General features: G+C 40.0%; 14 protein-coding genes. 7 read left to right on the top strand and 7 right to left on the bottom strand.

Annotation, left to right across the window (positions count from 1 at the left end; translation table 11 throughout):
* Positions 1-11: 11 nt before the first annotated feature.
* The 6 genes from ACKTS5_RS17310 to ACKTS5_RS17285 form a co-directional block, all read right to left on the bottom strand.
* Positions 12-560, bottom strand: a complete 549-nt coding sequence (locus ACKTS5_RS17310) for a 5-formyltetrahydrofolate cyclo-ligase (protein ID WP_408045140.1) — start codon at positions 558-560, stop codon at positions 12-14.
* A complete protein-coding gene (locus ACKTS5_RS17305; RefSeq protein ID WP_408045139.1) occupies positions 561-926 on the bottom strand; it encodes an MmcQ/YjbR family DNA-binding protein in 366 nt (121 codons plus the stop codon).
* Positions 923-1,540 carry a DUF4230 domain-containing protein gene (locus tag ACKTS5_RS17300; protein ID WP_408045138.1) on the bottom strand — a complete coding sequence of 206 codons (618 nt, stop codon included), beginning with the start codon at positions 1,538-1,540 and terminating at the stop codon, positions 923-925. Before ACKTS5_RS17300 ends, ACKTS5_RS17305 begins: the two co-directional genes overlap by 4 nt.
* Before the next feature lie 96 nt (positions 1,541-1,636).
* Entirely contained in the window at positions 1,637-2,656 is a 1,020-nt protein-coding gene (locus ACKTS5_RS17295; RefSeq protein WP_408045137.1) for a phytase, read from the bottom strand.
* Positions 2,657-2,688: 32 nt separating this feature from the next.
* Positions 2,689-5,550, bottom strand: a complete 2,862-nt coding sequence (locus ACKTS5_RS17290; RefSeq protein ID WP_408045136.1) for a TonB-dependent receptor — start codon at positions 5,548-5,550, stop codon at positions 2,689-2,691.
* 143 nt (positions 5,551-5,693) lie between these two features.
* Positions 5,694-7,205 (bottom strand): tetratricopeptide repeat protein, encoded by a 1,512-nt coding sequence (locus ACKTS5_RS17285; RefSeq protein WP_408045135.1) that lies wholly within the window; start codon positions 7,203-7,205, stop codon positions 5,694-5,696.
* Between the two features lie 249 nt (positions 7,206-7,454).
* On the opposite strand from ACKTS5_RS17285, the gene ACKTS5_RS17280 reads away from it, so the two are divergent.
* Positions 7,455-8,210: a ThiF family adenylyltransferase gene (locus ACKTS5_RS17280; protein WP_408045134.1), complete on the top strand. Its 756-nt coding sequence runs from the start codon at positions 7,455-7,457 to the stop codon at positions 8,208-8,210.
* Here ACKTS5_RS17280 and ACKTS5_RS17275 read toward each other — a convergent pair.
* Positions 8,207-8,968, bottom strand: coding sequence for a response regulator transcription factor (locus tag ACKTS5_RS17275; protein WP_408045133.1), 762 nt, complete (start codon positions 8,966-8,968; stop codon positions 8,207-8,209). The two genes, ACKTS5_RS17280 and ACKTS5_RS17275, sit on opposite strands and share 4 nt — an antisense overlap.
* 176 nt (positions 8,969-9,144) lie before the next feature.
* Here ACKTS5_RS17275 and ACKTS5_RS17270 point away from each other — a divergent pair, with 176 nt between their 5' ends.
* The 6 genes from ACKTS5_RS17270 (at position 9,145) to ACKTS5_RS17245 (ending at position 13,259) form a co-directional block, all read left to right on the top strand.
* Positions 9,145-9,831: a hypothetical protein gene (locus ACKTS5_RS17270; RefSeq protein ID WP_408045132.1), complete on the top strand. Its 687-nt coding sequence runs from the start codon at positions 9,145-9,147 to the stop codon at positions 9,829-9,831.
* A gap of 52 nt (positions 9,832-9,883) precedes the next feature.
* Positions 9,884-12,253 (top strand): TonB-dependent receptor domain-containing protein, encoded by a 2,370-nt coding sequence (locus ACKTS5_RS17265; protein WP_408045131.1) that lies wholly within the window; start codon positions 9,884-9,886, stop codon positions 12,251-12,253.
* 68 nt (positions 12,254-12,321) lie between these two features.
* Positions 12,322-12,483 carry a class I lanthipeptide gene (locus tag ACKTS5_RS17260; protein WP_408045130.1) on the top strand — a complete coding sequence of 54 codons (162 nt, stop codon included), beginning with the start codon at positions 12,322-12,324 and terminating at the stop codon, positions 12,481-12,483.
* 39 nt (positions 12,484-12,522) lie between these two features.
* Entirely contained in the window at positions 12,523-12,699 is a 177-nt protein-coding gene (locus tag ACKTS5_RS17255) for a class I lanthipeptide (RefSeq protein WP_408045129.1), read from the top strand.
* 181 nt (positions 12,700-12,880) lie between these two features.
* Complete coding sequence (locus ACKTS5_RS17250) at positions 12,881-13,039, top strand: class I lanthipeptide (RefSeq protein WP_408045128.1); 159 nt, start codon at positions 12,881-12,883, stop codon at positions 13,037-13,039.
* Positions 13,040-13,088: 49 nt separating this feature from the next.
* Positions 13,089-13,259 (top strand): class I lanthipeptide, encoded by a 171-nt coding sequence (locus ACKTS5_RS17245; protein ID WP_408045127.1) that lies wholly within the window; start codon positions 13,089-13,091, stop codon positions 13,257-13,259.
* The last annotated feature ends 104 nt before the right edge of the window (positions 13,260-13,363 follow it).

The following is a 13,363-nucleotide window of genomic DNA, read 5'->3' as shown; positions in this document are numbered from 1 at the left end:
TACAGGCTTTTTTATTTGGGATAAATTACCCTATCTAGTGCTATGTCGTATGCGTCTCGATCGGTAATTTTATCGATAGGAGCAAAATAGTTGATTCCTATCGTTTGGATGTCTTGACGGCAGTCGGCTAAAAAGCGGTCGTAAAACCCTTTGCCATATCCCACTCGGTAATTTTCTCGATCGGAGATGAGTAAGGGTACCAACACGACATCGATTTTATTGACAGCTATTGGGGTTCCTGTAACGGGTTCCGGAATTCCATAAGCGTTTAACGCTATTTGGGTATTGTTGTCATAAATGAAATGTTCTAAACTAAAATCGTCAAAATTACTCCGACTGATAATGATTTTTTTATCAAGGCGCTTTAGGTAGTCAATAATAGGGTAGGTGTTTATTTCCAGCTGTTTTTTTATCGGTAGAAACACGTGAAAGTACAAAGCCGTATCAAAATTGATGGCTTGTAATTGTTCCAGTATAGAAGTTTCTATTGCTATTATTTGATCAGCGCTAAGTTGTTTTCGTTTTTGCTTATACGCTTGGCGCAGTGCTTTTTTGTCCATTTATAGTTCGTTTAACGAGGCTTGCGTTTTTTTAGGTAGTCCTTTTACAACGGTTTCGTAGGAATGGTCGATTAATTCTCTGAGCATGGCATCGTCTACGTCTTCGTTTATGGTTACGGTATTCCAATGCTTTTTATTCATGTGAAATCCCGGGTTAATACCATCGTAGGTTCCGCGAAGTTCCAATGACCATTCAGGATTACATTTTAGGTTGACGCTGGGAATTCCAGCTTCCCATTTGTCTAATCCAGTAAGGGCAAACATCTTTCCCATCACCTTAAACACCAAGGTTACTTCATCGAACGGAAAATGTTCGGTGACTCCTTTTTTTTGAATACAGTAGTTTCGTAATTGTTCGACATTCATGATGTTGTGAGTTTTTTTTGTGTGTGATTGGGAAGTTCGAGAGCACTGATGTCTAATCGCCATCCAATAGTTTCGGCAAGGTTGTTTAATACTTGTAGTGCTTGTAGCGCTTCGGTATTCGCCATAGGAATTAGATTGCTGTCTGGCACTTTGTTAATAATGTGTTCCTTGGCAGCGGCATTCACCGCGGTTAGGTCGTCAGAGTTAAACTTATTGAGCAAGCCATTTTGTATGTCGTAGTAACGCAAGGTAGGCTCAACCGAGATAATTTCTGGTTCGGGAAAAGCCAGGAGTCGAATACATTTTTCTTCGAGGTCCGATTCCATTTGGATTTTAGTAAAATCAAAGCCTATATGTACTTTGGCATTGATGATAACAATAGCTTTTTTTTTGCTGCTAATCAGTCCTAAAAGTTTCTCTTTTGTATTTTCATGGTGGTAAATTTCTGCAAATTCCCCTTCGACACTAATCAATTTTGAGACTCGTTTAATTTTTTCGAGCAAAATAATTGATTGCTGGTTGGCGCGTTGTCGTTTTGAACGCGTTGCAAATTTTGAAAATATAAAATACGAAAGCACGGCACCTGCAGCCAAGCCCATAAAAAGTAACTCCATAACGACGAAGTTAAGTAAAAGTAGGTAAACGAAAAAGAGCAATCGCTGAACGATTGCTCTTTGTTGATACTGGTTAATACTGATTGTCGCAAGAATTTAGGGGATGATGGTTGCCAAGTCGTAGAAATAGAAATTTTTATCATCGTTCATAGCGACGAAAATTCCATTGGGGAACAAGGGCCCCATACTGCGGTGGTATCCATCACAGCCATCTGTGGCAGTCGTTCCGAGGTTTACAGCTTTAACAAATGCGTTATTCTCACGGTTAAAGAGGTTGAATTCTCCTTTTTGCTGATTCGAAACAATGAGGTAGCCTTGGGTATCGGTAGTTTTTATCAAGGCAATACCTTCGATGTCCTCTTCAAAGTGCGCACCTCCGAAACAAGCGAGTTCTTCTGAACCTTTATTGGGGTCTGCGTAGTATTTTCGAATCCCGTGTTGTTCATCAGAGTAATACACATGTCCCAGTTCATTATCAACGACGATGGCTTCAATTTCTTTTTTACCGCTGAAAGCACCAAATTTTCTGACGAGTTTTGATTGAAAAACTCCTTGATTAGCAGTTAGTTCGTATTGGTAAAGATAGTTGCTTTTCGGGCCTTGTTTTCTGCTGACAATGGCGTAGAGTTTTTCAGAATTCGAAGGACGGTAAAGTGCTATCCCCATTGGGAGGTCAAAATCGACCGTAGTTTCGTCACTAAATACGGGAAATCCTCCGTTGTCTAAAGGTTTCATTTCGGGAATGCTATACAGGCGTATTTGGCGTTTTTCGCGTTCGGTAAATGCGAGTACTGCCGAATAGGTACTGTCGTTAATTCTAACCTTATAGGCGATGTCAACATTGTTGGGACGACGGATGTTTTTGAGTGTTTTCTCCGGCAAAATTTTACCAGAGAGGTCAAAGGCGTAAACAGCACCATCACTCGATTTGTCCGTTCCGAATACGATGCTTTTCTCGGGAGCTTTTTCGTTGTACCATATCGCTGGATCATCACTGTCATATCCCGTTTTTTCAGTAATGACGGCGGGGGTAATTTTAGGAAGTTTTGAGCCAGTTTTACAACTAGAGCCCAGGGTTAATAGGAGGATTAAACAACTGTATATATAGTTCTTCATGATGATTTTTCTTTAAATATTATTGTATGGACCTATCGGAATAGGTCGTATTTGATACCGATATTGAACCTACTTCCGTAGTATTCAGCTTGCATGGTTCTGTTCGCTGTTTGTTGGTAATATCGGAGGGGTTGATTGGTAATATTGGTAAGATCAGCGTATACGCGGATGTTTTTGTTGATAGAATATCCAGCATTGATATCGATAAAAAACTGTTGGTCGTAATAGCGATCGTAGAAGTTACTTTTGCCAATTTCATCGATGTAGGCAGCTGAGTAGTTTGCAGATATTCTGGCGGTAAAACTCCCGTCATCGTAGCTCAAAGAACCGTTAAACATATGAGGAGCGGTGTTTGGTAAAGTCATTTCTTGACGTTCATCACCATCTTCATTATTGATCCCTTTTGCTTTCGATTTTAGGAAAGTATAGTTGGTCATTACGGCAAAATTCTTAGCAAAGCCAGGGAGGAAGCTGAGTTTTCTTTGAAAAGAGACTTCAGCACCTAATACGTAGGCATCTTCACCATTTTGTGGGCGTTTAACATCGTAGCCTTTGGTGTTGCTTCCCAGCGAGTTATCACTTGCTTTGGAAATATACGTATAACTAAAGTTACTGATGTTTTTGAAAAATGCTCCTGCCGATAGGATTCCGATGTTTGAAAAGTAATGTTCAGCCATAAAGTCAAAATTCATGGATTCGGCGGGCTTTAAATTTGGATTTCCGAGTTGTATTTCTCCATCTTCTCGTAATATATTTCTATAAGGTACCAAATCGACATAGTTCGGACGTGCCAGTGTATTGGTGAAGGCAAATCGGAGTATGCTATTGGGTTTTAGGGTGTATTTTAGGTGGATTCCGGGTAAGTAGTTGGTGTATTGATGACTGTGAGTAATGGTTTGATGATTCACGTAATCACCGTCATTATCATAGTTAACTAGATTTCCTGTTGCAGTAATTCTTGTTTGCTCAATCCTCACACCTGCTAGTAGGGTAAGTTGAGGGGTGAGTTGCTGCTCGGTCATAAGGTAGCCTGCATATACATTTTCACGGGCCTGATAATTATCGCCTAAAAATTCGTCGTATTTTAAAGTTCTCGGAGTACGCTCAGTTAAGGCAAGTGCTCCCAACCAAGAAGGTTTGGCAAAATAGCCTGCCTGATATTGCGTACCTGCAAGGAAGGTGTCGGAACTCAAATTTTCTGTTGAGACGGCCGCCATGGTTGGAAAGGTGCTTTCCAAATCGTATTCGTAAAAATCATTCGTGCGTTGCTTTTGCTTTAAACGCGTTCTAAATCCGAATTTGATAAACCCGTTTGGACTGTTAAATAAGGGAGAAGGTAGGGTAAAATGGGTTGCAATATTGTAATTGGTTTCGTCGGTGTATTTGTTTTCTTCCGTAATCTCATCGTATTCAAAGTTAGCCAGTGTATTTGCGTCACTGGCAGATACTGGAGTATACAGCGGAAATCTCGAATTTCGAATGTCATTGTGTACGCGGTATTCATTTTTAAATACGGCATAGCGTTCGTTGAGTCGTTCTTCGGAAGCTTTGGAAAAGGATCCGAGCCAGTTTATTTTGAGAGCGCCCAACAAGTGATCTCCTCCCAAGCTATAGTTTTGCATGCGTTGGTCCTCCAATCGTCTATTTTTATTGCGCGAGTTGCTTATTCCTCCTTTGGTTTCACGTTTAACCTTTACTGGAAACTGCGTAGGAGTATTGTTGGTAAGTGTGAAGTCACCGATAGCAATGTCTTCCCCGTCTAACATACTGTATTTCGAGCGAAACCTATTTTCGCGATCATCACGCCAATTGTACATGGTTTTTAAATACAGGTTGTGGTTGGGGTCAATTTGGTAATCCAGGTTTACAGAGAAACTTCGTCGTATGCGTTGAACCAGGTAATTGCGTTGTTCAAATTCTTTGGTATAGGGATTAACAGCTCTTTTTTCTGTTGTACTACCGTTGTTGAATTCGAATTGATTGCTCCATTCAGCTTCTATATTGTCAGATCCGAAATCGGTATCGTTCCACGAACCGGCTAACATCCATCCAAACTTTTTGTCTTTTGTTCGATTCCCGAGTAACAAGGAACCGTTGAGAATTCGTTTGTTGGTGATAAAGCTGATTCCCGATCCAGCCGTTGCTGCCAAACGAAAGTTTTGAGGTGCTGTTCGGGTAACTAAATTTACCGACCCACCGAGAGCATCACCATCCATATCAGGAGTGATAGCCTTGTTGACTTGAATGGATTGAATCATATCAGAAGGAATAAGATCCATTTGAACATTTCTGTTGTCTCCTTCGGCTGAGGGGATACGGCTCCCGTTCAAAGTCACTGAATTCAATTGAGGTGCTAGTCCACGTATGATAATGTTTCGCGCTTCTCCTTGATCTACTTGCATGGTAATTCCGGGAACGCGTTTTACAGCATCTCCAATATTCGCATCTGGGAACTTCCCAATTTGCTCCGTGGCAATGACATTGGTGATGTTGGTATTTGCTTGTTGTTTGTTGAGTGCTTTCGCTTCACCTCCAATGGCAGTGGCAATGGTAACCTCGTCCAAAACATTGCTGTCAGGAAGTAAGGTGATTTTTAGAAATTGGGTTCGATGAGCACTAATGGTAACCGATTTAGTATAGGGCTGAAAACCGATAAAACTCACGCTTAAGTCGTACTGACCTGCGGGGATGTTTACTAAGGTAAACTGACCGTTAAAATCTGTAAAAGCTCCTTTGTAGATACTTTTAATAGTAACATTGGCACCGGGTAAATAAAGCCCGCTTTCGTCGATGATTATTCCTTTGAGTCCTCCTTTTTGGGCGGAGACTTTTTGCTGTAAAAACAAAGAAATAATCGTTACAAAGAGTAGTTGTAAGAAATTTGAATGTGTCATTGATGTTGATTTTGTTTTCGTTCCAAAACTAGTATTAACAAGGAGGTTAACTGTTTTTTTGAAGGCAACAAAGTGTGCATATAAAGGCAACAAGAAGGCAACATTAAGGTAAAATTTACATTGCTGTAACCCCGCGGTAATGCTTAGATATTGAGCATAAAAGAAACCAGTTCTTCCTTGGGATCGATGGGCAGTTTTTTGCGCAATCGGTAGCGAGCTACTCGGACGCTGTCGGGAGTAACTCTGAGGATGGCAGCAATCTCTTTTGACGATAAATTGAGGCGTAGGAGCATGCCTAGTTTGAGTTCTGCCGGTGAAAGCTTGTCGGATGCGATTGCGTTTAGTTGCTGATTGAAACTCGGGTGAATTTCGTTAAAAAAATTACTGAAATCTTCCCATTCTGTATCCTGTTTGATATTGAATTCAATTTCTGAAACGAGTTTTTTGAGTACCGAAGAGAGGTCCGTATTCTTGCGTTGGCTCAATTTTTTTAAGCGTTCGGCTATTGCTTGGAGCAGGTTGTTTTTTTGTGAGAGTTGCAAGCTGTAGGTAGAGAGGGAAGCGGTTTTAGTTTCGAGAGTTTGTTGTAAGAGGGTTTCCTGTATTTGTTTTTGTTCGAGTTCTGCTTGGAGTGTTCGCTCTTTATATTGCTGTAATTTACGATCTGATTTTCGTCGTTTTTTAACGAGATATCCCGCGATGATCCCATAGGATATCACTGCGATTAATGCCAATAAAAGTAGTTTTTGTCGTCCTGAATTCACCTTGGTTTTTTCTTTGAGTAAGGAAATTTCTGCTTTTTTTTGAGCGAGGCTATACCGGGCTTGTAAAAAGTTAATTTGTCGCGTATTTTGTTGCTGTAGACTTCGGTTTTTGTAGTGAGCCGCTTGTAACCGATGTCGGTAGGCCTCTTTGTAATTTTCTAAGGCTGCATAGGTTTTGGCTAAATCTTTATAGGCACTTTCAAGCAAATGGGAATCGTTGAGCTCGAGGGCTAGTTGCAAGGCCTTCTGAGTATAATGTAAGGCCTGTGGTAACTGGTTGTTTTTTCGGTAGGTATCACCGAGATTATTGAGGATGTCGCAGGCTGCTGTAGAACGACAGTTTTTAACGAGGGCATAGGCTTCTTCAAAGTACTGAAACGATTTTTGTACCTGGTTTAAATCTTCATAAATACTACCGAGGTTGCGCTTGGTTTGTGCGAGTCCTAGTGTATCCTTTAGTTCCCAGAATAAACGCAAACTCTTTTGTTGGTGTTCAATGGCTTCTAGGTAATTGCCTTCTTTTTCATTGATTTGTCCTAGTTGAGCATGTGCATTGGCTATTAACGGTCGGTATTCATATTTGACGGCTGAGCGCAGTGCTCGTTGACCGTGTTCTTTTGCTAAAGTGATGTTTTTTACGGTCAGATAGAGCTCGCTCATGGCGAGTTGCAGGGCAGTGAATAGCTCGTGGTCCGGTTGGGCCTGCAAGCTTTGATTGTAATATTCCAGTGCTTGAGCATATAAATTATGCGAAGCAAAGTTCTTTGCTTTTTCATACAATTGAACTGCTTGTGAAGGTTGTTGGAAGTTTTCTTCTCGAGGAGCAGCAGAAAGTGTTTGAACAGCAGCGTAACACAGAAAAAAAATGTAATAGAAGTAAATTTTAGCCATACTTACAAAGCAATAGCTCCGCAATAGAAAACGGATTAAGTAAAGGTTATCAAAAGAAGGGGACTCGGTTAATTTGTAGGTAGCGTTTGCCAGAAATATGTCCAAAATGTTAGGGTAATCTTACCTTTTTATGTGTTTGTTTGAGGTAATGTATTGTTAGTGAGTGATTTGTGTTAAAATTAAGAAACTACCCTTTTGTGTAGTTCGTTTTGATTGGCAGCGGGTTATTTTTGCAGTAAAACCATTACTATGGAACCTAAATATAGCAGAAACAACCTATCAATGACCCCTGATAACCTTGCGGTTATAAAGCGGACTCGGCTTTTAATCGGAGGGAGTAATTTAGGGATGACAATTGCCAAACAGGCATTGCAGAACGGATTTGAAAACATCACTATCGTCGATGGTATAGAAACGGCTGATGAGCCTGAAAATGACCATTTTCGAGAAGAACTACTCAGTCCAGAACAAGTTAAAGAACACATAGCCCAACTACAAGAAGTAAATCCAGAAGCCATGCTTACCTGGCATCGCGGTACAATGGAAGCATCCCTTTTTTCAGAAGTACTGGCGGGTCAAAGCTTGGCGGTAAACGCATTTGATGATGCATCAAACGTCCCTATGCAATTTGATAGGGCTTGCAACGATGCAGGGATACCTGTGATTCACCCTTATAATTTAGGGTGGGGATCGTTAGTTGTGGTGGTGAGTCCAGAAAGTTTATCACTCGAAACCATTGTAAAGGAAGGAGAGTTACTCAACGCTTCCAAGGTAGTTGAATACGTGACGAGTTATATGAAGTTTTGGGGAAAACCTCAAGATTGGATAGAAGAGGCAGCACGTGAATATCGAGCAGGTACGGATATATCCAAAGCGCAAATGCTCAGAGCTTCACAATTGGTCGCGAAAATAAGTACTCATATAGCGATTGATATCGCTACGGGCAACAACGTAAAACAGTTTCCAGAATTTTACCTCACCAAACTAGAGGAAGACCTCCATTAGATCAACTTGTTATTGGTCGCAAAAGAAATAGCTTCGGTAATATTGGCAACTTCCAATTTATCGAAGAGTTTCTTTCTGTGAAACTTCACGGTATCTGGCGACACAAAGATGGTTTCAGCAATTTCGTTAATTTTGAATCCTCTTGCCGAATACTGCAGTATTTCCTTCTCTCTGGTGGTTAGGGTTATCTTATCCACTTTCTTCCAAAAATCACCCTCTAAATCGTATTTGTGCATGGTATTATCACCTTGCTTGTAGATTTTGATGTTCCCAGAGTTGTGTTCTGTCGACATTGAAATGATACAAATAGCTTTCCAAACCTTACCGTCATTGCTCAAGAAAAGCGGTGTTAGCTTCTGATTGATTAGGATCTTTTTGTTCTCTTGATTTTTGAGGTTAAAATCGTACGAAATGGTATAAGACAAGCGCTCTTCAACAGGTAGCTTTTCATAAAAATCAAAGCCGATCGTATTGATTTTTAGCAGCAGGTCTAGGTCCGACTCCGTGACGTATTTAAAATAAAAGGCATAGCCCATTTCTTTGACCTCTTCGGCTGTATGTCCGCAGAGGAAAAGAGGGTTGTCCGAAACGTACTCAAAACCTTTTTTCTGATAATCGATGATATAAATGCTCTTATAAGTGGTCCGTGCGAATGCTTTGATAGGGGCTAAATAATCAGAAGTTTGTAGGCGTTCTGAATCAGAAATATCATTTACGGTGTTCTTGTTAGAAAAGAAGTCATTTATATTCTTATCCATGTGAAAATTTATTGCTTTTGTCTAAAATTTTAACAAATCTAATAAAAAGTTAATTATTAGGTAATCAAAAAACTACACTTTTGTGTAGTTTTTTGATACTGTGTAACTTAACTACACTTTCGTGTAATGAGAGAGGCTCAGCTTGGAGATAGTTTTGAAGTATAAATCAAACTATTATGGGATTCAATAACAACGCTTTACAACAATTATCTAAGTCAGAAATCTTAGCACTTTCAGAATTTATCGTAAAAGAGAATTTTAAGCACCATGCGGCAGGAAATTTACCTGAAAATTTCAGATCTGATGTCGAGGAGATTTACAATGAAGAGTTACAGTTTTTTGATGCTTCTCAAACTTTTGTTGCTAAATCAGCTCAAGGAGAAATAGAAGGATCGATTCGCGTTTTGCGTTGGAATTACCAATCAGTATTGCCTATTCAAAAAATCTTCGGAATTAATCCAATTGAGATTGCCGGGATGTCACCGATGAAGCACATTTACCACATCGGGCGTTTTGCGATCAAAAAAGAAGCCAGCGATGTACAATTGTTTAAAAAACTAATGGTTTGCGCAATCGCCCCAATTTGCGCCCGAGAGAACGCTGTAGCTTTTGCAGAAATTGATAGTAAACTTTTACGCGTATTACGCGCTTTGGGAATCAAAGCAACAGTAGTAGGGGAAAGCGTAGATTATTTAGGTTCAGAGACCATTCCTGTATGTATGAGCCATGAGGGATTGATTTCTTTTTACGAGCGCAATAAGCACTTAGTGGCTACCGCTACATCAACGAACCAAAACGAAGCTTACACACTACCCCAAAGTGTAGTTTCTACTCCACAAAACGCCAACTACACTTTAGTGTAACAGCTTAGCTACGAACCCGCTGTACCTTTGAATTGTCATTAAAAAGTAAACCATGAAAAACCTAATATTCACCATCTTATTAACGCTAATTTCTACCGTGCTGACAGCACAAAACACCTATACTGGAAAGGTTGTTGATTCGGAAAAAATAGCGGTGCCTTTTGCCAATGTTGTCGCGTTTACAGAGACGGCAGATTTCATAGGAGGAGCTGTGACCGATGAGGTCGGAGAGTTTCGATTGAGCTTAGCGCAAAAACCCGCGTATATAGAGGTGAGTTTTATGGGATTTCAAACGCAAAAAGTACCCGTCAAAGCTCCTGATTTAGGAACCGTTGAGCTAAAAGAAGATTCCAGCGTTTTGAGTGAAGTTGTGATCACTCAGAAGAAAAAGACTTTGGTAAGGCGCAGTGATCGATTGGTATTCAACGTAAAGGAGAGCGTTGCTCAGGATTTAGGATCGGCCGTAGAGGTTTTACGAGTAACACCGAACCTCGTGATTAGAGACGACAAGTTGAGTATGCTAGGGAAGAGTTTTGTTCGCTTAATGGTCAATGGAAAAATGTTGCCGTTACAAGGCGATGAACTGAGAGGGTATTTGTCGGCTATCAACAGTGAAAATATCGAACGTATCGAGGTAATTACCATCCCGCCTTCAGAGTACGAGGCAGAAGGTAACGGAGGGATTGTCAACATCGTTCTCAAAAAACAACGAAATGACTTTTGGAGTGCAGTAGCGAGAGTCTCGAGTACTCAGAGAACCTTGTTTTCACATGCCCGTAGCTTAGCGTTTAATTATAAGCAAAACAAAACCTATTTGAGCATTAGTGCTTCTAATGGGGTGTACAAAAAGAGAAATACATTTCAGAATACCAATTACTTCAGCGATGAACGTTGGGAAGGAAAAGGTCCTTTAGATTATTCCAACAAGTATTGGAATTACCGAATCTCTTTATCACAAGAACTCACAGATGCCTGGGAACTCGGTATCGGATATACCGGAAGCAATACGGATATTGAAAAGATCAATAGCAATATCGATGAGGTATTTGATTTAAATAACCAGTTAAAGTACGCATTGATTTCCAGAGGAAATAGCGCTAAGGATGCGACCACACATGCGGTGAATTTAAACAATACCATCGCCTTGGATACCTTAGGTAAAAAACTTTCTATCGATGTCGATTATTTTAGATCGGGGTCTACTCAAGACGGCGGCAATAGCGGTGAACGACAAACGGCAGGGGTACTGCAACCGACCTTTGCAAATCAGACCGGAGTGGAGTACAATTTTGAAAATTGGTCCGGACGAGTTGACCTGACCTTACCACTTGAGGCCATCACCTTAAAGACCGGTGGAAAACTAGCCTTGTCAAAAACGAACAATGATTTCAAATTTTACAATAGTTTTTCGGGGAGCCCTGTTTTAGATCCGAATCAGTCAAACATGTTTCAATACGATGAAAATATCTACGCCTTGTACGTGTCGGCATCAAAAAACATCACAGATAAACTGAGTGCAAAAGTAGGGCTACGAATGGAGAGTACAGAGACCAAAGCCTATTCGAAGTCAGGAAATCAGACCAACACCAACGACTACACCAAGTTGTTTCCTACGGTCTACTTAAACTATAAGTTAAGTGAGCACAATTCGATAGGGCTCAATGTAAGCAGACGTATAGACAGGCCTCAATTCGAAAGTTTGGATCCGTTTAAAATTGTGGTAAATCCGTTTAAAACGGTACAAGGAAACCCTTTTTTACAACCGGCATTTATCACCAACTACGAATTTAACTTCAACAGTAAAAAGAACGAATTAAAGTTTTACTTCAAGGATATCGAAAATGATTACGAGCAGTTGAGTGAAGTGAATCCGACAACCAAAGTAGTGAATTACACTTACTACAACCACCTCAACATCCAATCGTTTGGATTTAGAGATACCTATGTGTTTGATTCTTGGAGTTGGTTAACGTCGTACAATACTGTTGATGTGGGGTATTCAAAAATAAAATCATCAATCCCACAAACGATCGGACAACAAGAAGGGGCGAATGCGTTTGTACAAAGTCAAAACTTTATCAAACTGGCTCCGAAGAATAAAATGTCTCTTGGAATTAACTATTACTACATTTTTCCATCCCGACAAAACGTAGCCGAGATAGAAGGTTATGGCCCCTTAGATCTTTCGTTTCGAATGAAACTCATGGAAGGAAACTTGAATTTGGCTGTGAATTTCAACGATGTCTTAAAAACGTATCGAACGAGAGCAACTACCATTTACAACAACGTACGTACCCGTTATGACAATTATTTCGATGCTCGATCGGTGAGTTTCAGTGTACGCTACACCTTCGGAAATAATAAAATTCGAACGAAGAGAAATCGAGCAGGAAACAAAGATATCCAGAACCGCGCCAGGTAGCTACCCGGTGAGTAAAACAGTACTGAATCACAATACAATTATAGAACAACCCTGAAAAATAGAACACCATGAAAAAAATCAAACTGACCAACGGATTAAAATTGAACAAAGCAGTCATCACCAAATTACAAGATTCTCAAATGGAGGACATTCGAGGAGGGCGACAAAAGGCCGCACCAGCATCGTCGTGTCTCCTTTTATCGTGTGATGAAGAGCAAGCAAGAAACTAAAACGAACTACGAATACTGAACTAAAAAACATATAAGATCATGAAAAAAATAAGATTAGAAAAGGGATTAAAATTAAATAAGGCTGTCATCACCAAATTACAAGACTCTCAAATGGAGCATATTCGAGGAGGAAAACAAGGAGCAGCACCTGCTTCATCATGTCTATTTTTCTCTTGTGACGGACAGCAAGAAGAAGATAATACAATTAACCGATAAAGAATGGATTTTCGGGTGGAACCTGTCGAAATGAAATTTTGCAACTGAGAAGAAAGGACTCGGGGAGCCAATTGATAAAATTTCGGAGAGCTGTTTCACAAGGAGCTTAACTGAATTCATGGTAAGGAGAATTCAGAGGTATAGGGGGTATACTTTTTTTACCAGAAAACACCGATAGATTATGAATAAAATTCACACCAGGCAACGCCTTACATTAACCAAGGAACGCATTACCAAATTACAAGAAAGCCAGTTGAGCAAGCTTAAAGGTGGTGTAGGTGATCAAACACCCAACTACTCTTGCTTCTTTATTTCGTGTAAGAAGGAGGACGATAAATAGGAGTAACTATCAAGCATTCAATAATTAAATAACCAAAAAACTAGAAACGATGAACAAAATCAACATCAACAAAGGATTGAAATTAAGCAAAGAAGCTGTAACGAAATTACAAGATTCACAATTGGCAAACTTAAAAGGAGGAGCTGGAGAAAAGGCACCAGCAAAATCTTGTTTGTTATTGTCTTGTGACAAAGCATCAGAGCAATCAATTGAGCGTTAATCACGCATCCCAAAAAATTCACACAATAAAATAACCAAAAAACTAGAAACGATGAACAAAATCAACATCACCAAAGGATTGAAATTAAACAAAGAGGCAGTAAC

Origin of the sequence: Tenacibaculum litopenaei, assembly GCF_964514025.1 — a bacterium.
Taxonomy (GTDB): domain Bacteria; phylum Bacteroidota; class Bacteroidia; order Flavobacteriales; family Flavobacteriaceae; genus Polaribacter; species Polaribacter litopenaei.
The sequence above is the reverse complement of the archived record's forward strand: the minus strand, read 5'-3'. Positions and strand labels throughout refer to the sequence as shown.